Source organism: SAR202 cluster bacterium, from assembly GCA_016872355.1.
Taxonomy (GTDB): domain Bacteria; phylum Chloroflexota; class Dehalococcoidia; order Lucifugimonadales; family VGZY01; genus VGZY01.
This window is the reverse complement of record VGZY01000020.1, coordinates 13096-34959: the sequence shown is the minus strand read 5'-3', so window position 1 is coordinate 34959 and position 21864 is coordinate 13096. Positions and strand designations below refer to the sequence as shown.

Sequence of the window (21864 nt, the reverse complement as noted above, 5' to 3'; positions counted from 1 at the left end):
CGTCCCAAAGCTACTGGAAGCTGCGATAAGCGTCGCCCGACGCAAACTTGATGCCTCGCTTCCGGCACTCCTCCACCATCGTGTCCGCCTGCTCCAGGCTGATAGCCATCGGCTTCTCACAGAAGATGGCCTTCACCTTGCCGGACCGCGCGCAGCCGATTACAACGTCCGGGTTCGGCCCAACAGGCAGGATGGGCGCGACAATGTCCAGATTCTCTTTCTCGAGCATCTCCCGGTAGTCCGAGTAGCCCGTATTGAGCTTGAAGCGCTGTTTGAAAAGCTCCAGGTTCTCAGGGTCCGTGTCCGCGATAGCGACCACTTCCGACCGTGGATTGAGCTCATAGGCGCGGGCGTGCTGGGTGCCTTTCCTGCCGCCGCCGATCATGCCCACCCGATACTTCGCCTTTTTCGCCTCCGCCATGCTACGCCTCCTTGCGTTGCCGCATCTGGTTGTAGTACTCGGTGTGGCCCAGGAGCGGCTTCTTGTTCTCCAGCCGGCTGGTGTGCGGGACGATCTTCTGCTTCCGGTCCTGGATGGGCAGCTTCACCGGGATGAAGCCCTTCTGGTGCGACTCCCGCATCGCGATGGCAATCTCCAGCACCTGGCGCATGTTGTCGCCGCTGCACCGCGGCTCAGTGTTCGTATCAACAGCGTCGATTATAGCCTGGATGCTGTCTGCCTGCCGGGTGGACATGCTCACCCAGCCCTCGGCGTCCAGGCCGGGGCCCCAACCCTCCGCGTCCTCGAAGCGGCCCACCATCTCCTCCATATCGTGCAGCAGGCGGCCCTTGTCCTTCATCTTCCACATCCGGAAGGTGGTCCAGTCAGACCAGAAGACGCCCTTGGAGCACAGTATCTCGATTCCGCTCTTCGCGTTCGGCTTGAGGTGAATGAAACACTCGATCTTGTTCTTGAAGCGCACGTAACCGCCCATGCCCTGGTCGTTATCACTCCACGGGTCGTGTCGCACCCAGCCGGTGAGCCAGTCTATCTCGTCGTCCCAGGCGAACATGCGCATCACGCTCAGGCCCTGGCAGCCGCCGCCGGATATCTCGTCGGTAGGCTGGTACAGGTTGATGGCCTGCACCTCGCCTATCTCTCCGGACTCTATGACCTTACGAGCCTCCCAGAGCTGGTGATAGTTGCGATAGGCGTCGCCGGCCGCAAACTTGATATTGCGTGACCGGCACGCCTCCACCATGCGGTCAGCCTCCTCCAGGCTCACGGAGGCGGGCTTCTCGCAGAATATGCCCTTCACTCCGGGAGCGGATGCGCATTCCACAACAACCTTCGGGTTCGGCGCCACCGGCAGGATTGGAGCGACGATGTCCGGCTTCTCAACCGCGAGCATCTCCCTGTAGTCCGTGTAGCCCTTCTTCAGGTTGAAGCGCTTCTTGAAGAGCTCCAGGTTCTCCTGGTCCATATCTGCAATCGCAACAATCTCGGCCTTCGGGTTCAGCGCGTATGCGCGGGCATGCTGCGTGCCCTTGCGGCCCCCACCGATTACAGCTATCCTGTACTTTGCGTTCTTCTCGGTCATCTCGACCTCCATTGCCGGCGCCGGCAGGCGTATTTCGACTCGCACGGATTATAGTCGCGAGTGAACTATCGGACAATGCCGCTTTCTACCGAATGTGAGAAGATATGGCAAATTCAAAGAAAGGGAGTTTTGGCATGCGACCCAACTACCTGCGCGAGAAGCTGCGGAGCGGAAAGCCCACGGTAAGCACGAACGTGATGATAAAGTCCGCGGACGTAATCGAAATACTCGGACACGCGGGGACTTTTGACTACGTAGAGTACCAGGCGGAGTACGTACCCTGGGACCTCGACTGGCTTGACCACTTCGCCCGCACCGTGGCCCTGTTCCCGGGCATGGGCGCCATGATCAAATTCGACCAGGAGCCACGTACTTTCCTCGCCGCGAAGGCCATCGGCGCGGGTATTGACGGCATATGCTTCGCAGACATCAAGTCCGTAGAAAACGCCAAAGAGTGTATTACGGCCGCGCGCTCCGACACGCCCAAGGGGAAGGGACGCCTGGGATACGGTGACAGGCGCGTTGCGGACTACTTTCTCGCGGGGCTGGAGAACTACGTCAAGGCGCTGGACGAGACGGTCATCACCTTCATGATTGAGAAGCGCGAAGCATTCGCAAACCTGGACGCCATTCTGTCCGTCGAGGGGCTGGACATGGTGCAGTTCGGACCGGGCGACTACTCCCTGAGCGTCGGCAAGCCGGGCCAGTGGGACGCGCAGGAGCTCAAGGACGGCATGGACCGCATGATAAAGACCGCCCTCAAGTACAAGGTCCACCCGCGCGTCGCCATCGGCGCGCCCGACGACGCCAAGAAGTACCTCGACATGGGCGTCCGCCACTTCATCCTCGGCACAGACCTGGCCACCCTCTGGAGGTTCTGGAAGGACGAGGGCGGCAATCTCAAGGGGATTCTCGAAGGGCGGTAAAAGCCTCATTGGTAAAGAGATTTGTAACACAACCCCTTTACTAATGGCACACTTTGTAATACATTTGAGCCGTACTCGATGCCTATTTTCTTGCTATTTTGGGATGATAAGGCTGTTGAGCACGTCGGCCGCCACGGCGTTCGGCCGGACGAGGTTGAACAGTCCGTCGAGAATGTATTACACACCTACAATCGGTTGGGTCGAACGATCGTTATCGGGCAGACACTAGGCGGCAGGTACCTGTTCGTTGTCCTGGAATACGTTGATCAAGGTGAATGGTACACCGTGACTGCGCGGGACGCCAGCGTCACGGAACGCCGAATGGCAGGTCGCAAGGGTAAGGGAAAATGAAACGAGAACTGAAAAAGGCCGGCATAGAAAGTACCGGAGTGATGACGCGCGATGAGGCCGCGGAGTATTGGTCGACGCATGAGATAACGGATGACACGCCGGGATGGGAAGAGGTAGACCCTTCCACGATCGTTGTCAAAAAGCCCCTTACCATATCCCTAACCCTTCGGCTCGATGAGGACTACAAGCAAAAGCTGTACCGGCTTTCTGAAGCCACGAACGTAGGAATTACGACCTTAGCTCGGCAACTGCTTTACGATGGGCTGGACCGGCGCCTTGAGAGCAGCTCGGAAGCCGCGTCCACAGAGCGGTATGTCCTGACCACCGAGCAGATCGAGGAGATCAGCGAGGCGGTGACGATGAAGATCTTCGAATCGCTGCTGAGGACCAGGGTCAGTCAGATTAATGAGACGTCAGAGACGGCTGAATACGGGAAGCGGCCGAGGCGCAAGAAGACCGCGGGCGCGTAGACACAGAATGGCCCCGACCAAGTCGGGGCCATTCAAATGGCTAGTGTACGTAAGCTCTTGTTAGACTGGCTGCGGCACCCGGACCGTAGCGACGATTACCCGACCTTCCTCTGGGATTACCTGGCCGTCTTCGGCCAGCGCGGCCAAATGAGAGGAGATGGCGTCTTTCGCGCTATTCAACACCTCTTCGACCGTATCTCCCTGCGTGAAGCAGCCTTCCAGATTGGGAACTTCCGCCCAGTATCCGCCTTCTTCGGCTTTGCGCAAGACGACGATAAACTCCACCCTAGCTCCTTCCCAATAACCGGACGAACTCCGTCTCACTTACTCCGGCTTTCTTGAGCATTGCCCGCAAGAGCCCGATCTTGATCGGGTCCTTCCTCCCGGAAAAGGTTACTATCTGCCCGTTTGGCATCTTAATGTTTACGTGGTCGCCCTTACCCTTGCGGAGAACCCCGCCGGCGCGTTGTAGAGCAAGGATTGCTTCCTTGGGCCTAACATCGCGAAGTTCCGGCGAAAAATGGAACCTTTCAGGGTGAGGGATATGGAGCGGGAGACGGGATTTGAACCCGCGACATCTTGCTTGGAAGGCAAGAGCTCTGCCACTGAGCTACTCCCGCGCCGATACGTCAAATATATAAACAGATTCACTTTTCGTCAATGGAGGCGTAGCTGGGGTTGGCCCTAGCCCGGCTTCGCGGCCGCTAGTTCCGCAAGCCCGAATGCGTCCTTCGCCTGGTCCACGATGTAGCGGCTAATCGCCAGCGACGACGTGGCCGCGGGGGAAGGGGCGTTCAGGACGTGGATGGACTTCGGCGTGCCGACGATGCGGAAGTCCTGGAGGAGCTCGCCCTTGGCGCTCACCGCCTGGGCGCGGACGCCTGCGCTGGGCTGCCAGAGGTCCTTGCCGGTGATCTCCGGCACCAGCTTCTGGAGGGAGCGGACGAACGAGCCCTTGACTTTTGAGCGGTACTGCTCCTCCATACCGGACTTCCAGTGCACCTTCGCCATCTTCCAGAAGCCGCCGTACTTCACGATGCCGAAGACCTCGCCCGGCTCAACCTTCCACTTGTTGTACCCCTCGCGCGCGAAGGCGAGCACGGCGTTGGGGCCGGCCTCGACACTGCCGTCGATTCGCTTGGTGAAGTGGACGCCAAGGAACGGGAGTTTCGGGTTGGGCACCGGGTAGATGAGCCCCTTAACGAGGTGCGTGCTCTGTGGAGTCAGCGAGAAGTACTCGCCCCGGAACGGGATGATGCGCAGGCCGGTCTCCAGGCCCAGCATCTTCGCCACGTCCACGCAGTGCAGGCCCGCGCAGTTGATGACGTAGGTCGCGGCAATTTCGCTCTCAGGCGTCTCAAGGTAGTGCTTGCCGTCCTTACCCTTTATGCCCTTGACGCCTGACTCTGTGAACAACTCCCCACCGTGCTGCCTGAAAAGCTCGAGGTACTTCCGGGAGACTTCCTTGTAGTCGATGATGCCTGTGCCGGGGGAGAAGATGCCTTTCACGCCGATGACGTGCGGCTCGATCTCCTTAACCCGCTCCTGGCCCACCATCTCCAGTCCTATCGCCCCATTGGCCGTGCCGCGCTTGAAGAGGTCGTCCAGCTTGGGGGCCTCGCTCTCGTCGGTCGCCACGATGAGCTTGCCGCACATCTCATACTTGATGCCATGCTTGTCCGAGAACTCACGGAGCATCTTGCCGCCTATTGAGCAAAAGTTGGCCTTCTGGGAGCCGGGCGCGTAATAGATACCCGCATGGATGACGCCGCTGTTGTGTCCCGTCTGGTGGAGGGCGATGTCCTTCTCTTTCTCCAGGACAGCGACCTTCGCCTTGGGATACTCTTGTGCCAGCCGCATAGCCGTCGCAAGGCCGACGATGCCGCCGCCGACTACCGCAATGTCGTAGCTGCGCGAGGTCATGAGATGTCTCCGGGTAACGATTTCCGTGGGCGAATTTTACCATAGGCGGTCATTGGCGAATGAAAGGCGCGGCCCTCCGCGGTATGGGCAGGTCTCCGACCTGCCCTCACGGAACGCCGAGGGGTAGCCTGTAAACGGCGATGACCGGTTGCTGCGGCGCCATACATACGCAACCAGGGCAGGTCTCAGACCTGCCCCTACCGAAATCAGTCACGCACGATTTTAGCCCAACCAGACCACTACCGGGTTTCTCGCACACCACAAGAAGTGGTAACCTGCGGTGTGGAACAGTCCTTGAAGTGCCTACCAGGAGACCGTGCCGACATGACCGACATGCTTTGCCACCGCGATGCGTACATGAATGAGTTCGACGCCACGGTTGTCGAGGCGACGGCGAACGGCGTTGTTCTGGACCGGACGGCGTTCTTCTACGGCGGCGGAGGGCAGCCTTGCGACACTGGAACGCTGGTCGCAGGCGGCAAGGAGTACAGGGTCTCAAAGGTGTCCCGCGCTGATGGTAAGGTCGTGCATGAGCTGGATGCGCCCCCTCCGCCGGCGGGAACGAGGGTGCACGGGGCGCTGGACTGGGCGAAGCGCTACCAGCTCATGCGGACGCACACGGCGCTGCACATCCTGTGTGGCGTGGTGTGGCGGGACTACGGCGCGAAGGTGACCGGCGGCGACATGAAGCCTCTCTCAGCGCGCATGGACTTCGAGCTGGAGAACATGTCGAAGGACTTCGCCCACGAGGTTGAAGAGCGCATCAACCGGGAGGTGCAGGCGGACCGCCCGGTGCACGTACAGGTGCTGCCTCGCGAGGAGGCGTTCGCAAACCCGGACCTCATCCGCACGAAGATAAATCTCCTGCCCGAGGGCATCAAGGAAGTTAGGACGATCGACATTCACGGCCTGGAGGCGCAGGCGGACGGCGGGACACACGTGGCCTCAACCAGGGAGGTAGGCCGCATAAAAGTAGTTGGCCACGAGAGCAAGGGGAAGATCAACAAGCGACTGCGAATAGAGGTGCTGGACTCCTGACCGGCTAGCCCCCTACCCGCTTGCGAAGCTCATTGGCGACGTGCTCCTTGAGCACCTCGATCTCGTGGTTGAGCACCGCCACGGCCTTCTGGATTCGCCCGGCTGGCGAGTCTTCCTCCAGCAGGCGCTGGCGCTCCTGCATGGCCGACTGCACGAGCGCGCAGAGGTGGTAAGAGAGCTCGACCGCGTCCACCGGCAGCTTCACGTCGCTCACCCACCCGCCGCGCATCCCCAGCACTAGCCGCTGGTGCCGCACGGCAACGTCCCGCACCGCGGCTATCTCCTCCGGGCCCAGCGGGGAGCCGGCGCCCTCCTCCAGCATTTCCACTTCGGCCTCAATGTACGGCCTGAGCCGGGTCAGCCTTTCAATGCGGAAGCGCCGCTCGCCGGTGACGCGCATGATTATGCGCCCGTCCTCCAAACGCTGGTACTCGGCCACACGGCTAAGCGTGCCAACGTCAAAGGGCTCGGCGGGCTCTCCCACCTCCTTTCCGGCCTTGATAAGCACGACGCCGAACCGGCGGTCGTCCGTCAGGCAGCGCTGCATCATCAGCCGGTAGCGCTCCTCAAAGACGTGAAGGGGCGTGGACGCCCCTGGAAAGAGCACCAGGTTCAGCGGGAACAGAGGCAAGAGTCGTCTGCCTGATAACATTCTCGGCCTCCAGATGTTTCATCCCTAGTATATGCCGCGGACCGGTCATCGCATAAAGTCCGGCGGGTCCAATTGTGCACCATTCCGGGAGCAAACCGCATCTCATTTCGTATAGCTGCGCTTCCTTGACACCCCCATGGGTGGGCGTTACCATTCCTATGCTGGGTGTATATCGCATTACGAATTCAGCACAGCCTCCGCGAGGCTGTCTTCAAGCCTTGGAGGGTGTTGCAGTTGGCTAATGTAAAAGGTCTTGCCTGTCGCGAGTGCGGCAGAGAGTATCCAGTTGAGCCCATATACGTCTGCGACTTCTGTTTCGGCCCCCTTGAGGTAGCGTACGACTACCAGTCGATCGCAAAGGCGACGAGCCGGAAGAAGATATCCGATGGCCCAAGAACGATGTGGCGATACGCCGAGTTCCTTCCGGTAGACGCGAAGTTCGCCGTCGATATGCAGACAGGCTTCACACCCCTCATCAAGGCCAAGAACCTTGGCCGAAAGCTGGGGCTGAACAACCTCTACGTCAAGAACGATAGCGTCAACCCCACCTTCTCGTTCAAGGACAGGGTCGTCTCCGTCGCCTCCGCAAAGGCAATAGAGTTCGAGTTCGACACGCTCGCCTGCGCGTCCACAGGAAACCTGATGGGCGCGGTGGCGGCGCACGGCGCAAAGGCCGGACTGAACACCTACGTATTCTTCCCCGCCAACCTGGAGAAGGGCAAGATCCTCGGCGCTGCCATCTACGGCCCTACACTTGTGGCGGTAGACGGTAACTACGACGAGGTCAATCGCCTCTGCAGCGAGCTGGCGGACAACCACCGCTGGGCCTTCGTAAACATCAACATGCGCCCGTACTATGCGGAGGGCAGCAAGTCGCTCGCATACGAAGTCGTGGAGCAGCTAGGGTGGAAGGCGCCGGACCACTGCATCGTGCCGGTGGCCTCGGGCTCTCTTCTCACGAAGATATGGAAGGGCTTGAAGGAGTTCAAAGAGGTCGGCCTCATCGACCACGTGGACACGAAGATGTACGTGGCGCAGGCCGAGGGGTGCTCGCCGGTGGTGCAGGCCTACGACCAGGGCTCGTTCCACGTGAAGCCTGTGAAGCCGAACACGATCGCCAAGTCGCTGGCGATCGGCAACCCTGCCGACGGCTTCTACTCGCTCAAGGCGCTGGAGGCCTCCGGCGGCGCCGCTGCGGCAGCCCGCGAAGACGAAATCGCCGAGGGAATCAAACTCCTTGCCGAGACTGAGGGCATATTCACAGAGACGGCGGGCGGCGTTGTGATCGCCTCCCTGCGGCGCCTCGTTGAACAGGGCAAGATCAGGCCGGACGAGCTTACAGTGGCGTACATCACCGGCAACGGCCTCAAGACGCAGGAGGCGGTGGAGCACCTGGTGGACCCGGTCTACACCACGCCCAACTACGAATCGTTCCAGACCGCGTTGGCCGCGAAAAAGAAGTAACACAAACGAGGCGGCATGAAGACAAGGAGACGCGTCAAGTTCACGTTCTCAACGGAGCTCATCACGGAGCCGGTGATCTACGTGCTCGGCCGCAAGTTCGACGTTGTAACTAACATCCGCAGGGCGGACGTGCGGGAAGACCAGGGCTGGGTCGTCCTCGAGATGGAGGGCGAAGAGGATGAAATCACAAAGGCGCTCGAATGGGTAGGATCGACCGGCGTCAGGATCGATCCTGTCTCGGGCGATATGGTTGAAGGATAGTAATTTGACGACTGGAGGACTTTCGAAAATGAGCGTAATGGTGAGGATCCCAACGCCTCTCCGCCGGATTACCAAGGGCCAGGACAAGGTCAGGGTGGAGGGAGACACCCTTCAGAAGGTGATTTCCTCGCTGGAGACCCAGTACCCCGGCATCAAGGAACGGCTCTGCGACGACACCGGTAACCTGCGCAACTTCGTCAACATCTACGTCAACGGTGAAGACGTGCGCTTCCTCCAGGGCATCAACACCGGTCTCAAGGCAGGAGACGAGGTCAGCGTGGTGCCGGCAGTGGCGGGCGGCGCGTAGGAAATTACGAATTACAAATTAGGAATTACGAATTTTGACAAAGAGGTCGTGGGCGTGGGCGCCCACGGCCTCTTTTTTTTGCGGCCGGCCTCGTGGTGGGCTCAAAGGCCCGAACGCGCGATGAGAAGGTCGCCTGAGCCGGAGGCGGTGGAGGCCCGGTAGCGGTGGTATAATCCGGCGTGCACAAAGCACACAGGGGCACGCAGGAGGACACCAATGGAGCTGAAGGGTACGGTCGCCGTCGTCACGGGAGGGAGCGGCGGCCTGGGCAAGCGCATCTGCCTGGCGCTGGCCGAGCAGGGCGCGGATATTGCAGTGGTCTACGCGACCAGCAAGGACGCCGCTACGGTCTTCGCAAAGGATCTGGCGCAGAAGGGCGTCAGGGCCGAGGCGTTCCAGTGCGACGTGACCGACCAGGCGCAGGTGAACGCCATGGTGGCGGCGGTGGTCAAAAGGCTCGGCAAGGTTGACATCCTGGTCAATGACGCCGCGTACAACAAGTGGATCCCGTTCACGGACCTCGACGCGCTGACTCTGGACGACTGGAACAAGATACAGACGACCAACGTGACGGGACCGTTCCTGTGCACCAAGGCCGTCGCGCCGCACATGAAGAAGCAGAAGTCCGGGCGCATCGTCAACGTGTCGTCCGTCGCCGGCTTCTACCCCTCCGGCTCGTCAATCGCCTACGCCGTATCCAAGGCCGCGCTGAACCACCTCACGCGGTGCATGTCCGTCAGCCTGGCGCCCGACGTGCTGGTGAACTGCGTCTCCCCCGGCTACATGACGGAGACGCGCATGACCGGCAACCTCCCGCCTGAGGCGCAGAAGCGCTCCATCGAGTCGTCGCTACTCAAGCGCCCCGCTGAAAAGGACGACGTGGCGTCACTCGTGGTGGAATTCTGCAAGACGGACAGCGTGACGGGCCAGAACATCGTGGTGGACTCGGGGCGGTACTTCCACTAGAGGCGCGGGCGGCGCGGGCAAAGCACCGCGTCCACCCAGGGCTCGGGCCTCGGCGAACAAGGACGTCAGCACAACGAGAACCTGGCCGAATAAATTCGCCGCTGAGGGCGGCGGTTCGCTGTCGCGAATCTCTCGCCGGATGTCCGCCTTCGCGGACATTGAAGCATTCCAGGAGACCGATGTTCAGCGCATAGCGAGTCCCTAGTGAAGGCAGACTCGCGGCGGCTGGTGAGGGTGCTGGCTGTTCTGCTGCTTGCATAGTTCCTCTCCCGGCTCCGCGGGAGAGTCCGGCTTTGCGGACCGGTGAGGGCGGCTGTTCGGCTCAATGCCTTGGCTCCCGCTCGCTGCCGAACGTAGGGGTAGGCCACTGTGCCTACCCGGGGCGGGGATCGGCCCAACAGCCTGGGTCATCGATCCAACAGCCGGGGCAACCACGGTGGGATTGCCCCTACGAAATCCGAGACACCCCCGCCACACCACCTCCCCGATCACCCTCTCTGTCAGCCAAAGAGCTGACATCTCCCCCATCAAAGGGGGAGAAAGAAAAGGGCCGCCACCCAATCTGTCGCTCGGAGCGGCGACACCTCCCGCCCCTGCACTCCCTAGTGGAAGCAGCCGCGGCCGGGGATGTCCCAGACCTCTTCCACTTTGCCGTTCCGGAAGGCGATGAACTGGTCCCAGCGGTTGACAAGCATGTCCTGGTGGGCCGGCAGCAGCATGAACTTGTCGCCGATGACAAGCTGGGTCTTGCCGTCCGTCTTGAGGACGATGTGGTCGTCGTGGATCGACTCTACGGTAACCACGGGGAGGCCGTCCACGGTGGGGACCATGCCGCTGGGGCCGGCCATGGCGTGCACGCCGACGTCGCCGATGGCCACGCCGGGGCGCGGCGTGCTGACGATCGTGCCCATGACCTTGCCGGCGATCTTGAACTCCGTCATGTAGCTGAAGCCGGTGGACATCAGGGCGTACGTCCCGCCCTCAACCTCCGTCACGCCCGGTATCTCCGTGCATATGTCGTAGCAGAAGGTCTCTCCGCTGGAGACCATCTCGACGGGAATGCCCTCCGCCTCGATGGCGTCCTTGACGACCATCACCTTCTTGATCCACTTGTGCGCCTCGATGACGCGTGTCTCGCGGTCCGGCTTCCCCTGGACGCTCTGGTGGCTCATCACGCCCTTGAACGCAACGCCAGGCAGTTTGGAAGCGAGCTTCGCAATCTCCACGCCTTGCGCCACGTTGCGAATGCCGCCGCGCCCCATGGACGTGTCCACCTCGATCAGCACGCCGATCTTTACGCCCCACTCCTCAGCCACGTCCGAGATCGTGCGCACGTTCTCGGTGTTGTCCACGCAGACTTTCATGTCGCCCTCCTTTGCCAGGGCGCAGAGGCGGGCGATCTTCTCACGGGTGACGACGTTGTTCGGGATCAGAATATCATGCACACCGCCCTGCACCATTACCTCAGCCTCCGAGACCTTGGCGGTGCACACGCCGTTCAGCGTGCCGCCGGCGCGGATCTGCTTGTGGGCCAGCGCGGGGCTCTTGATGTTCTTGGTGTGCTGGCGCATCTTGCAGACGCTGTCGCGGTACGTGTCCGCGATGATGTTCAGGTTGTGCTCGAATGCGTCCAGGTCGACCACCAGGCAAGGTGTGTCGAGATGGGATACCGGTGTGCCGATTGCGGGCCTGTACTCTGCGGGCATTGTGCTCTCCGTTGCGTATGCGGATTCAAAAGGGGGCGTTCATCTAGACTCCCCCGCGGGAACGGTCTTACCTGTAGTGGCCGCGCGCCTGCACATTCCAAACGGCCTCAAGTTTCCCGTTACGCGCGGCAAAGATATAGTCGTGCAAATTGGCGCAGGTCCCCATGTCGAACGGGGTGACCCATACCTTGTCGCCGAGCTTGAATTTGGCGGTGACGGCGTGGTCGGCGAAGATGCTGCCGTGCTCGGCGCTGAGGCCCTTCACGCGGTAGGTGGGAACGTTGTCGATCGCCGGGAGCCCCGTGTCCGCGCCGATGGTCTTCTGGCCGCCGTCGGTGATAATCAGGCCGGGTTCGGGCAGGCTCGTCACGGTGCAGAGCACCTTGGCGGCGGACTTGAACTGCGGCACCTTGCCGGCATAGCGGGCGTCCATCAGGGCATACGTTCCGGCGGGGACCTCCGTCACGCCTGGCATGGCGGCGACCGTCTGGTAGTTGGAGGTGTTGCCCAGGCTAACGACATCTACCTTGATTCCCGCCTTTTCGATGTCCTGCCGTGTATCCAGGACCACCTGCGCCCACTTCTTTGACTCGGCAACGGGGTCGTTGCCGTTCTCCGGGAGGATTCGGCCCTCGTAGGACATCAGGCCCGCAAAGTTTAGGCCAGGGGCGCTCTTAATGGCCCTCGCGAGGTCCACGGCAGGCTTGCCGGGCTCCACGCCGAGCAAGTTAACGCGCGTGTGGACATAGACGACCACATTGAGCATCACCCCGTTGGCTACAGCGGCCTCCGAAAGGTCTCCGACGTTTTTGAGGCTGTCGACCGCCACGGTTACTTTCGCCTGCCTGGCGAGGGCGCAAAGGCGGGCGATCTTGGGCCCGGTTACGATCACGTTTCCGACGAAGACGTCTGTAAAGCCGCTCTGTGCGAATACTTCGCCCTGCCCCACGGTGGAGACGGCTATGCCGCCCACGGTGCCGCCCGCGGCAAGCTGCTTGTGGGCGATGGCGGGCGTGCGGTGCACCTCAATGTGGGGACGGAGCTTCGCCTTTTTGTCCTTGAAGAAGCCGGCCATGGCGGCAATGTTGCTCTCGAGAGCCTCAATATTAACGATGAGGCTCGGCGTATCCAGCTGCTCTACCGGCGTGCCGACCGGCTTGAAAATCGGGCGTTCCATTAAGAAGTTCGCTCCTGTGAGGCGTGTAGTCCGCAAAAGGCCCGCGCATGGAGCGCATGGCCTAAGGCAGAATAGCACAACGGCATAAGGGAGTCTATCAGGGCTGTGTAGCGAATATGTTAACCTGTTCTTATGAACTGGAAAAACGTCCTTACCCGCATCGACGAGAACCGCTGGCTCCTGCCCAGGACCTACAAGCCCGGCATGCGCGTCCCCGGCATGATCTTCGCGGACGACAAGCTGCTGGAGGTCATGAAGGAGGACCCGTCCATCGACCAGGTGGCGAACGTCGCGTGCCTGCCGGGGATCGTCGGCCACTCGATGGCGATGCCGGACATTCACTGGGGCTACGGCTTCCCCATCGGCGGCGTCGCGGCCACCCTCGCAGACGGCGACGGCGTCGTCTCCCCCGGCGGCGTCGGTTTCGACATCAACTGCGGCGTCCGCCTCCTCCGCACGGACCTGACCGAGGACGAGGTGCGCCCCAGGCTCCGGGAGCTGGTGAACGTCCTCTACCGGGAGATAGACACCGGCGTCGGCGGCAAGGGCAAGCTGAAGCTGAGTATCCGGGAGATCGACCGCATCCTCAACCAGGGCGCGTCGTGGGCCGTCTCGCAGGGCTACGGCGACCCTGCGGATATCGAAGTCACCGAGGAGCGCGGCGCGATGGGCCACGCCGACCCTGAGGCCGTGGGCGACCGCCCCAAGGAGCGTGGCGGCCCGCAGCTCGGCACTCTCGGCTCCGGCAACCACTTCCTTGAGGTGCAGGCCGTGGACGAGGTCTTCGACAAGACGGCCGCCGCTGCGATGGGCATCCACGAGAAGAGTCAGGTCACGGTCCTCATCCACACCGGCTCGCGCGGCCTCGGCCACCAGGTGTGCACGGACTCCCTCCGCGTCCTGGAGGCGGCGACGAAGCGCTACAAGATCGAGATCCCTGACCGACAGCTCGCCTCCGCGCCGGTGACCTCGCCGGAGGGCCAGGAGTACCTGCGCGCGATGAACGCCTCCGCCAACTTCGCCTGGGCCAACCGCCAGTGCATCGCCCACTGGGCGCGCACGTCGTTCGAGCAGGTCTTCGGCAAGTCGTGGATAGAGATGGGGATGCGCCAGGTCTACGACGTCAGCCACAACATGGCGAAGATTGAGAAGCACATGGTGGAAGGCAAGCTCACGAAGCTCTGCGTCCACCGCAAGGGCGCGACGCGCTCCTTCCCAGCCGGCCACCCGGACATCCCGGAAAAGTATCGCAAGGTGGGCCAGCCCGTCTTCATCCCCGGAGACATGGGCCGCTACTCGTTCGTCGCCGTCGGCGACCCTCGCGCGATGGGCCTCACCTTCGGCTCCACCTGCCACGGCGCCGGCCGCCTGGAGAGCCGCACGCAGGCCAAGAAGCTCCTCAAGGGCCGCGACATCCGCAAGGAGCTGGAGGACCAGGGCATCATCGCACAGGCCAATAGCTGGGAGTCCCTCGCGGAGGAAGCCCCCGCCGCGTACAAGGACGTGGAAGATGTCGTCCGCGTCTCCGCCGGCGCAGGCCTCTGCAAGCACGTGGCCCGGCTACGGCCGCTCGGGGTGATTAAGGGATAGGAGATTAAGCGCAGAGGACGCAGAGGCGATGACGCAGAGAAAGGTAGAGGATAATGTAACGTAGGGGCGTTCTATGAACGCCCATGTTGGTTACTATTGCGGTTCCATCAACCGAATTCCACGTCAACGAGGGCGTTCATAGAACGCCCCTACGAATGCCCGTGCTACCACAACACGGCCCCACCCTTGTCTTAACTTTGCGTTTCTCTGCGTCTCCGCTCTGCGCCCTCGGCGCTTGATCTTCCTTCTTTAGGGTAAAATCTCCATAACCAACCGCGCATCTAATTGCGTGTACAACCAAATGCAACGCCAAGCGAGGCACACATGCCAGCCGTACGCCCAGACAACATCCTTACCCTCCCCCGCGTCATGCCGCGACCGCATGAGGACGCCGTGGACCGTCCCGTAGTGACCGTCGTTACCGCGCCCAGGATGCTTGAGGGTGAGGGCTTCGAGGTCCGCCGCGCCTTCTCCGGCCTGGACCTGCGCCTCACGGACCCGTTTCTGATGCTGGACCACCTGGGCGCGGTGGAGTACTCCCCCGGAGAGGCGAAGGGCGCGCCGGACCACCCGCACCGCGGCTTCGAGACCGTCACTTACATGATGGACGGCGAGCTGGAGCACCGCGACTCCAACGGCGGCGGCGGCCTCATCACCGACGGCGCGACGCAGTGGATGACCGCGGGCGCGGGCATCGTGCACTCTGAGATGCCCACCGAGCGCATCTTCACAAAGGGCGGCCTCTTCCACGGCACGCAGCTCTGGGTGAACCTGCCGAAGGCGCTCAAGTGGACGCCGCCCCAGTACCAGGACGTGGATGCGAATAGAGTGAAACTCCTGGCGTCTGAGGACGGCGGCGCGCTCATCCGCCTCATCGCCGGCGACCTCGGCGGCCACAGCGGCCCCGGCGCCACGCGCACGCCCATCACCTACGCCCACGTCAGCGTGAGCGCCGGCGCGCGCCTGCAGCTCCCGTGGAAGCCGGATTTCAACGCCCTCGTGTACATCCTCGCGGGCTACGGCACAGTAGGCGACGAGCGGCGGCCGATCAGGGAGGGCCAGACCGTCGCGCTCGGCAAGGGCAACCAGATTACACTGCATGCAGACGCCGTCCAGGACGCGCGCTCAAATACCGTCGAGGCGCTGGTCCTCGGCGGCCTGCCGATTCGAGAGAATATTGCATGGTACGGCCCGTTCGTCATGAACACGCGCGAGGAGCTCATCCAGGCGTTCCAGGACTACCACGCGGGCAAGATGGGGGTCATCCCGGCGAAGAGGGCGGAGGGGTAAAGTGCCATACGAGGCGAGGACCTCGCAGATCGCCTCGCGGCCAATCGCGGCCGTCCGCGCGCACGTGAAGCTCTCCGAGCTATCCACGGCCATCCCCGTGTATCTCGGAGAGGTCTGGGACCTGCTGAGGAAGAACGACTTCAAATCCTTCGGCCGCAATGTGGTCATCTACTACCCGCTCGGCCACTCGGACGGCGACATGACCTTCGACGCCCAGTTCGGCGTGGAGATAGACGCCACCCTGCCCGCTTCGTCCCGCGTAATGACCTCGGTCACTCCGGGCGGTACAGTCGCGGTGACTACCCACACCGGCGATTACAGCAAACTGGGCGAGGCCCACCGGGCCATCCACGCATGGTGCGCCCGCAACGGCCACACTATGCGCGGCCCGAACTGGGAGGTCTACGGCCACTGGACGGGCGACCAGTCGAAGGCGCAGACGGACGTGTACTACCTGCTGAAGTGACTCCCTAATCTCCGCCCTGGGCCGCGACGGCCGGTTTGGCCGGCGCGGCATCGGTGTCCTTCTTCCCGGCCACACGCGGCAACAGCACCGCGACGCTAACCAACCGCATCCCTCCGGAGATTAGGAACATCGTCGCAATCTGGTACGTCAGGATTGTCGGCATGCGGGTGGCGAGCACCCCACTGATAATCGTCCCGGAGAAGAGGCCGAGCGACGCCATTGCGCGAAACGCCCCCACTGCAGCCGGCCGGTCCGCTTCGTCAGCGCTCTCAAGCACGAAATTGAGTACCGCGAGGCCCCACCCTGCCGAAAGCACGCCGATGATGATATGCACCGCGTACAGGTACCAGATCTCCGAGACGGCAATGAACATCACCGGCCACACCGCCACCGACGCCGCGCCGATGCCCAGAACGAACAGGTTGCCCTTCTTGTCCGCGATGCGCCCCCAGAACGGCATCGTCAGTACCACGGCGATATTCGAGACTACCCCAAGGGTGACGAATGTCGTATAAGAAACTCCGAGGTCTCTGATCAGGTACACGCTGAAGAACGGGCTGGCGAAGCCCATCGAGAAGTGGAACACCAGGATGAACAAGTTATAGCGCCCAAGCTTCGTGGCGCCCATATGGTCAAACAGGTGCCACGGCGCTACACCCGGCCGCAGCCGGATGTCCGGCCTCGGGTCCACGACCTGGGTGAAGAGGAGCGCCGAGACCAATCTGGCGATGAGCGCAATCACAAACGCTATCGCGAATCCCCACATCACCGCGCCGTGGAGCCGGTCCAGCATGAACGCGCCGCTCAGGCCAATGACGACCGAGACCAGCGTGACCATGGAGCCGCGCAGCCCCATATAGCGCCCGCGGCGGCTAGTGTGGACTAGATCGGTTATCCAGCTTCCCCACGCGGGGTCCGACATGATGAGCAGCGACAGCGCCAGCGAGGCCACCACCATGAACGCCCAGACCCGGTATTCCTCCGGCAGGCTGGGGGTCATTGCGATAAGCCCCCACGGGAGGGCGCTGACTATCGCTGTCGTGATGATCATCTTCTTGCGGCCGTGCATCCAGCCCACGACCCTCGGCGACATGAGCTGGGAGAAGGCCGAGCAGAGCTCCGCCATGGCGCTGAACCACCCCATCTGGAGCGTAGACGCGCCTAATTTGAGGGCGAACGCACCCATGAAGTTGCCGTTAATGCCCTGCACCACGGCCGACACGACAGACTCTCCCAGCATGAGCCGCGCGCCGCGCTTGCGCTCCGGGCGGTCGTACTCTGACCTGAAGGTTGATGGCCTTTGAAAGGCGCCGGTCCGGGCCGGCTTTCGGTGGTGCAGCTCTATTCGCAACGCAGGGCTCGCTCGAGTTCAATGAACGACGCGCGCAGTATCATGCATGAAACGCGTCTCATGTGAATAGGCAAATTTGGGTGAAAGTGTTATACAGTAACCCCATTGACAGGGACCCGCAGGTTCGGCGGAGCACATAAGGAGAGATGCAATGGAACACGAGCGCTACGGACTGATGTCGACAAAAGGCGGACCGATGTTTCCGGACCTGGAATACGGTGTCGCAAAAGCGGTGAGAGCGGGGAACCTGGTGTTTTTGCAGGGCCAGACCGGGTACACGCTGGACGGGAAGGGTTTCGTCGGGCGTGGAGATCCCGCGGCGCAGGCGGAGAACGCAATGCAGTGCGTGAAAACGCTGCTGGAGGCAGTCGGCGCGAAGATGGAGGATATCTGCAAGGTGACGCCATACGTCACAAAACGAGAGTACCGTTACCTCGTGTACCCTGTCATCGCCAGGCACATGAAGGGCGTCTACCCGGTCTCCACCGGCATCGTGTGCAAGGCGCTCGCGGAGCCGTATGTGGACTTCGAAATCGATGTCTTCGCGGTGATCCCGGAGGGCAGAAAGACCTAGCCCCTCGCGTGCGCTTCCATCGCACCCTGGAGCGATGCATAGTTCATGCGGCACAGGTGCGCGTATAGCCCATTGCGCGACGTGAGTTCGTTGTGATTCCCCACCTCTACCACCCGTCCCTTATCGAGGACGACTATCTTGTCCGCTCCGCGGATGGTCGATAGCCTGTGGGCGATCACAATAGCCGTACGCCCCTTCAGCAGCACCTGCAGCGCCTTCTGAATTTGGAGCTCGGTGCTGCTGTCGATGTTCGCGGTCGCTTCGTCAAGCACCAGCACCTTCGGGTCCGCCACAATAGCGCGCGCGAAGCTAATGAGCTGCCGCTGGCCGACGCTCAGGTTCACGCCGCGCTCTTCAAGGAACGTCTCGTAGCCGTCTTCCAGCTTCATTATGAAGTCGTGCGCACCCACGGCCTTCGCCGCCTCGACCATTTTCTCTTGCGGCACATCCGAATGGTCCAGGAGTATGTTCTCTCTCACCGTGCCTGAGAACAGGAAAGGTTCTTGCAGCACCATGCTCATCTGGTGAGAGAGCGAGTGACGCGTCACATCCCGGATGTCTTGGCCGTCCACCAGTATTGCGCCCTGCCCGCGCGGCACGTCGTAAAAACGCGCGATAAGTGAGGTCAGCGTCGTCTTCCCGGCGCCGGTGGGTCCCACGATTGCGACGGTCTCGCCCGGCTCAATAACCAGGTCGACGCCCTTTATGATCTCCTGTCCCGGGGCATATCCGAACCGGACACCCTGGAGCTCAATGCGTCCCTTCACCGGAGGAAGGTCCTTCGCGTTTTCAGCGTCCATCACTTCGGTCTTCGTGTCCAGCAGCTCGAAGATGCGCTCGCCGGAAGCCATAGAACGCTGCAGTTGGGTGTATTGCGTGGTCAAGCTGCGAATAGGTTCGAAGAATCGCTGGATATAGAGCATGAAGGCCAGCAGCGCGCCCACTTCGATCTCGCCGGCCGCGACCATCCGTGCGCCGAGCAATATGACCGCTCCGATTGACAGGGCCCTCAGAATATCGACAATCGGGACCAGGCTGGTGGATATCTTCGTTGCCGCAACGGTCGCGTTGAAGTTCTCGCGGTTCTTGCCGTCGAATATCTGGAGGTTCCGCTGCTCCCGGTTCATGCTCTGGACTACACGGACGCCCGTGATGTTCTCGTTCAATTCGCCGTTGACCGTGGAAATAGCCTGCCGAGCGCGGATGAACGACTTCTTCGCTCTCGGCTGCCAGAAATAAGCGATGATGAAGAGCGCCGGCAGGAAGCAAAGCGAAAGGAGCGCGAGCTTGACGTCAATCAGCGCCAGCGCAATTGTGATCCCGACGAGCGTGATAAGGTCGCCCGTCATAGCCACGCCCATGGTGAGCAGCTCCTGGAGCTGGCCCACGTCCCCCAGCACGCGCGACATGAGGCGGCCAACCTCGGTCTTGTTGTAGAAGGAAAGGGAGAGTCGCTGCATGTGCGCGAACATGTCACGCCGCAGGCTGTAGAGGATCGTCTGCCCGGCCCGGATCAGCGAGACCTCCATGAAGAACTGGCCCACCCTGTTCAAGCCGAAGTTGAGGAAGAACAGGAGGACGACCCATTTCAGGCCGTCCAGGTTGCCTTTGAGGATGTAGCCGTCCACGGCCAGCTTGATGATCCACGGCAGGCAGACTATCGTGACGCCGTACAGGACCTGGGAGACGAATGCCAGGAGCACCATCTTCCGGATCGGCAGCGCCGCCACGTACTTGACGAAGCGCACCACCACCGCCTTGTTATAGGCGGAGCCGAAAGTCTCGCTCTCCAGCTTCTCGCGGTCCTTCCGGGCCTTCTCATCAAGCTTGACTGCGGTTGCCACTACTTGGCCTCCTGCAGCGCCGAAGGCGTGTTCACGTCGAACTCGTGCAGCACCTCTTCCTGCGGCCTCAGCTGCAGGTCGTAAATGTCTTTGTATATCCCGCCTTTGGCGAGCAACTCCATATGCGTCCCGCGCTCCGTAATCTGCCCGTCCTTGAGCACGAGGATCTGGTCGGCCCGGTGCACGGTGCCCAGCCGGTTCGCAATTACAAAGGTGGTCCGGCCCTTCATCACCGCCTCCATCGCGGTCCGGATCTGCTCCTCCGTATGCGCGTCCACGCTGGATGTTGAGTCGTCGAGGATGAGAATCGGCGGGTCCAGAAGCACCGCGCGGGCGATGGAAAGGCGCTGGCGCTGCCCGCCGGACAGCGTCGATCCCCGCTCGCCCAACTCGGTCTCATAGCCCGCGGGCAGCGACGCAATGTGCTCATGGAGCTGCGCCACCTTCGCGGCGGCGATCACTTCCTCTAGAGTCGCGTCCTCGCGGCCGTACGCGATGTTCTCCCGGATTGTCGTGCCGAAGAGGAACACGTCCTGCTGGACAATTCCGATGTTGCGCCGCAAAGACTTCAGCGAAACGTCCTTGATGTCTATGTCGTCGATGGTGATGCGGCCGGAGTCGACATCGTAGAACCGCGGCATCAGGTTAACGATAGTGCTCTTGCCGCTGCCCGGCGCGCCCACCAGGGCTATCACCTGTCCCGGCGCCGCCGCGATGCCCACGTTCTTCAGGACCGGCGTTCCGGCCTTATAGCTGAAGTTGACGCCCTCGTACCTTACTGCGCCCCGGGTCCTCTGAGGCTCCAGGGGCTTCTCGCGCTCAACAACCGCCGACTTTGTGTCGAGTATCTCGAACAGGCGTTGTCCCGCCGGGAGGGCCCTCGCCACCGCGTTCACCTGCCCGCCGATGCTCCAGATCGGCCCCATAAGTATCTGCAGGTAGAACAGAAACTGGGCTAGTTGGCCTGCCGTCATCTCGCCGTTGACCACCATGTAGCCGCCGAAAAGTAGCGTCAGGCCCATTCCGGAGAAGTATGTAGTGCCCACCATTGTGTTATTGGACGCTTGCAGCTTAGACAGGCGGAAGTAACGCTTCCGCACATCCGTGTTGTGAACGTCGTACTTGGCCTGCTCAAAACGCTCGATGCCGAACGCCTTGACCACCCGGACCCCCGTCAGGTTCTCCTGGAGCACCGTGCTGAGCCTGGACATATACTCCATGATCTCGTTCCAGGTGCCCCGGATCTTGCCGCGGATTACTATCGAGATCGCGCCTATTATCGGCATGATCGTCACCGCAACCAGCCCGAGCTTCCAGTTCACCATAACCATCAGCACGCCGGTGGCGGTGAAGACCAGCACGAGCCAGGGCAGCTCGACGAGGCCTATGTAGACAAATACCCTCATCGACTCCACGTCGCTGATCGCCCGGGACATCAGGTTGCCGGTGTGCTGCTTGTCGTGGAAAGCGAAGCTCAGACGCTGGACCCTGTCAAAGAAGTTATTGCGGATGTCGTATACGGTCGCCTCGCTGAGCGACTGTGCGAAAAAGGACTGGCCGAACCCCATCAGGCCTATCACAACGCTAGTTGCAAGGATGGCTAGCGCCATTCTCACCAGGACGGCGTTCGTGAATACACCGGTTTCCAGGATGAGGGCGAACTCATCGATGGCGTCCCCAAAGAGGTGCGGCAGCAGGAGCGAGGATGCTGCTCCGCCGATCATGCAGAAATAAGCACCCGCCAACCAGACCTTGTGGTTGACGGCCATGCTCAGAATCCTGAGAAGTACTTTCATTTACCTGCCTGGGATTACGCCGGAGGCCCTGAGGGAAGTGGGGAGAGCAAGTGCGGATTTGAACAATGGAATTAGTCTACAACGGCGCGGCGCGCTTAACAACAAAAGAAAGGTTATACGTGGCCGAAAAGGCCCATTCCCGCAGACCAGCTTTGACATATCGATTTTGGC

The 21864-nt window shown here is 61.7% G+C and carries 22 protein-coding genes and 1 tRNA gene; 11 read left to right on the top strand and 12 right to left on the bottom strand.

Annotated features, from left to right (window positions below):
- Positions 1-10: 10 nt before the first annotated feature.
- Positions 11-421 (bottom strand): Gfo/Idh/MocA family oxidoreductase, encoded by a 411-nt coding sequence (locus FJ319_06350; protein ID MBM3933909.1) that lies wholly within the window; start codon positions 419-421, stop codon positions 11-13.
- Between the two features lies 1 nt (position 422).
- Complete coding sequence (locus FJ319_06345) at positions 423-1586, bottom strand: Gfo/Idh/MocA family oxidoreductase (GenBank protein ID MBM3933908.1); 1164 nt, start codon at positions 1584-1586, stop codon at positions 423-425.
- 59 nt (positions 1587-1645) lie between these two features.
- On the opposite strand from FJ319_06345, the gene FJ319_06340 reads away from it, so the two are divergent.
- Together FJ319_06340 and FJ319_06335 are read left to right on the top strand one after the other, a co-directional pair.
- A complete protein-coding gene (locus FJ319_06340; GenBank protein MBM3933907.1) occupies positions 1646-2467 on the top strand; it encodes a 2,4-dihydroxyhept-2-ene-1,7-dioic acid aldolase in 822 nt (273 codons plus the stop codon).
- Between the two features lie 347 nt (positions 2468-2814).
- Positions 2815-3288, top strand: a complete 474-nt coding sequence (locus FJ319_06335; GenBank protein ID MBM3933906.1) for a hypothetical protein — start codon at positions 2815-2817, stop codon at positions 3286-3288.
- A gap of 60 nt (positions 3289-3348) precedes the next feature.
- On the opposite strand, the gene FJ319_06330 is transcribed toward FJ319_06335, so the two are convergent.
- From FJ319_06330 to lhgO, 4 genes are all read right to left on the bottom strand, one after another.
- Positions 3349-3573, bottom strand: coding sequence for a type II toxin-antitoxin system HicB family antitoxin (locus FJ319_06330; protein MBM3933905.1), 225 nt, complete (start codon positions 3571-3573; stop codon positions 3349-3351).
- A gap of 1 nt (position 3574) precedes the next feature.
- Entirely contained in the window at positions 3575-3832 is a 258-nt protein-coding gene (locus FJ319_06325; GenBank protein MBM3933904.1) for a type II toxin-antitoxin system HicA family toxin, read from the bottom strand.
- Between the two features lies 1 nt (position 3833).
- A tRNA-Gly gene (locus FJ319_06320) sits at positions 3834-3908 on the bottom strand.
- Between the two features lie 64 nt (positions 3909-3972).
- A complete protein-coding gene (lhgO, locus tag FJ319_06315; protein MBM3933903.1) occupies positions 3973-5211 on the bottom strand; it encodes an L-2-hydroxyglutarate oxidase in 1239 nt (412 codons plus the stop codon).
- 324 nt (positions 5212-5535) lie between these two features.
- Here lhgO and FJ319_06310 point away from each other — a divergent pair, with 324 nt between their 5' ends.
- On the top strand, positions 5536-6249 hold the full coding sequence (locus FJ319_06310; GenBank protein ID MBM3933902.1) for an alanyl-tRNA editing protein: 714 nt from the start codon (positions 5536-5538) through the stop codon (positions 6247-6249).
- 4 nt (positions 6250-6253) lie between these two features.
- On the opposite strand, the gene FJ319_06305 is transcribed toward FJ319_06310, so the two are convergent.
- Positions 6254-6901: a peptidase S16 gene (locus FJ319_06305; GenBank protein ID MBM3933901.1), complete on the bottom strand. Its 648-nt coding sequence runs from the start codon at positions 6899-6901 to the stop codon at positions 6254-6256.
- A 234-nt stretch (positions 6902-7135) separates the two neighbouring features.
- Here FJ319_06305 and FJ319_06300 point away from each other — a divergent pair, with 234 nt between their 5' ends.
- From FJ319_06300 to FJ319_06285, 4 genes are all read left to right on the top strand, one after another.
- Positions 7136-8365 (top strand): threonine synthase, encoded by a 1230-nt coding sequence (locus FJ319_06300; GenBank protein ID MBM3933900.1) that lies wholly within the window; start codon positions 7136-7138, stop codon positions 8363-8365.
- A 15-nt stretch (positions 8366-8380) separates the two neighbouring features.
- Positions 8381-8626 carry a FeS-binding protein gene (locus tag FJ319_06295; GenBank protein ID MBM3933899.1) on the top strand — a complete coding sequence of 82 codons (246 nt, stop codon included), beginning with the start codon at positions 8381-8383 and terminating at the stop codon, positions 8624-8626.
- A gap of 28 nt (positions 8627-8654) precedes the next feature.
- Positions 8655-8933 carry a MoaD/ThiS family protein gene (locus tag FJ319_06290; protein ID MBM3933898.1) on the top strand — a complete coding sequence of 93 codons (279 nt, stop codon included), beginning with the start codon at positions 8655-8657 and terminating at the stop codon, positions 8931-8933.
- A gap of 216 nt (positions 8934-9149) precedes the next feature.
- Complete coding sequence (locus FJ319_06285; GenBank protein ID MBM3933897.1) at positions 9150-9899, top strand: SDR family oxidoreductase; 750 nt, start codon at positions 9150-9152, stop codon at positions 9897-9899.
- A gap of 602 nt (positions 9900-10501) precedes the next feature.
- Here the strand turns inward: FJ319_06285 and FJ319_06280 are convergent.
- A complete protein-coding gene (locus FJ319_06280; protein MBM3933896.1) occupies positions 10502-11605 on the bottom strand; it encodes a hypothetical protein in 1104 nt (367 codons plus the stop codon).
- A 67-nt stretch (positions 11606-11672) separates the two neighbouring features.
- Positions 11673-12782, bottom strand: a complete 1110-nt coding sequence (locus tag FJ319_06275) for a DSD1 family PLP-dependent enzyme (GenBank protein MBM3933895.1) — start codon at positions 12780-12782, stop codon at positions 11673-11675.
- 132 nt (positions 12783-12914) lie between these two features.
- On the opposite strand from FJ319_06275, the gene FJ319_06270 reads away from it, so the two are divergent.
- The 3 genes from FJ319_06270 to FJ319_06260 all read left to right on the top strand — a co-directional run bounded on the left by FJ319_06270 (position 12915) and on the right by FJ319_06260 (position 16128).
- A complete protein-coding gene (locus tag FJ319_06270; protein MBM3933894.1) occupies positions 12915-14372 on the top strand; it encodes an RtcB family protein in 1458 nt (485 codons plus the stop codon).
- 324 nt (positions 14373-14696) lie between these two features.
- A complete protein-coding gene (locus tag FJ319_06265; GenBank protein ID MBM3933893.1) occupies positions 14697-15662 on the top strand; it encodes a pirin family protein in 966 nt (321 codons plus the stop codon).
- Between the two features lies 1 nt (position 15663).
- Positions 15664-16128, top strand: coding sequence for a GyrI-like domain-containing protein (locus tag FJ319_06260; GenBank protein MBM3933892.1), 465 nt, complete (start codon positions 15664-15666; stop codon positions 16126-16128).
- A gap of 4 nt (positions 16129-16132) precedes the next feature.
- Here FJ319_06260 and FJ319_06255 read toward each other — a convergent pair whose 3' ends face one another.
- Complete coding sequence (locus FJ319_06255; GenBank protein ID MBM3933891.1) at positions 16133-17479, bottom strand: MFS transporter; 1347 nt, start codon at positions 17477-17479, stop codon at positions 16133-16135.
- Positions 17480-17630: 151 nt separating this feature from the next.
- Between FJ319_06255 and FJ319_06250 the strand changes: the two genes are divergently transcribed.
- The gene (locus FJ319_06250) at positions 17631-18053 is read left to right on the top strand and encodes a RidA family protein (protein MBM3933890.1); all 423 of its coding nucleotides are present in this window, start codon (positions 17631-17633) and stop codon (positions 18051-18053) included.
- Here FJ319_06250 and FJ319_06245 read toward each other — a convergent pair.
- The gene (locus FJ319_06245) at positions 18050-19897 is read right to left on the bottom strand and encodes an ABC transporter ATP-binding protein (GenBank protein MBM3933889.1); all 1848 of its coding nucleotides are present in this window, start codon (positions 19895-19897) and stop codon (positions 18050-18052) included. The genes FJ319_06250 and FJ319_06245 overlap by 4 nt on opposite strands.
- Positions 19897-21693: an ABC transporter ATP-binding protein gene (locus tag FJ319_06240; protein ID MBM3933888.1), complete on the bottom strand. Its 1797-nt coding sequence runs from the start codon at positions 21691-21693 to the stop codon at positions 19897-19899. Before FJ319_06240 ends, FJ319_06245 begins: the two co-directional genes overlap by 1 nt.
- Positions 21694-21864 lie beyond the last annotated feature (171 nt).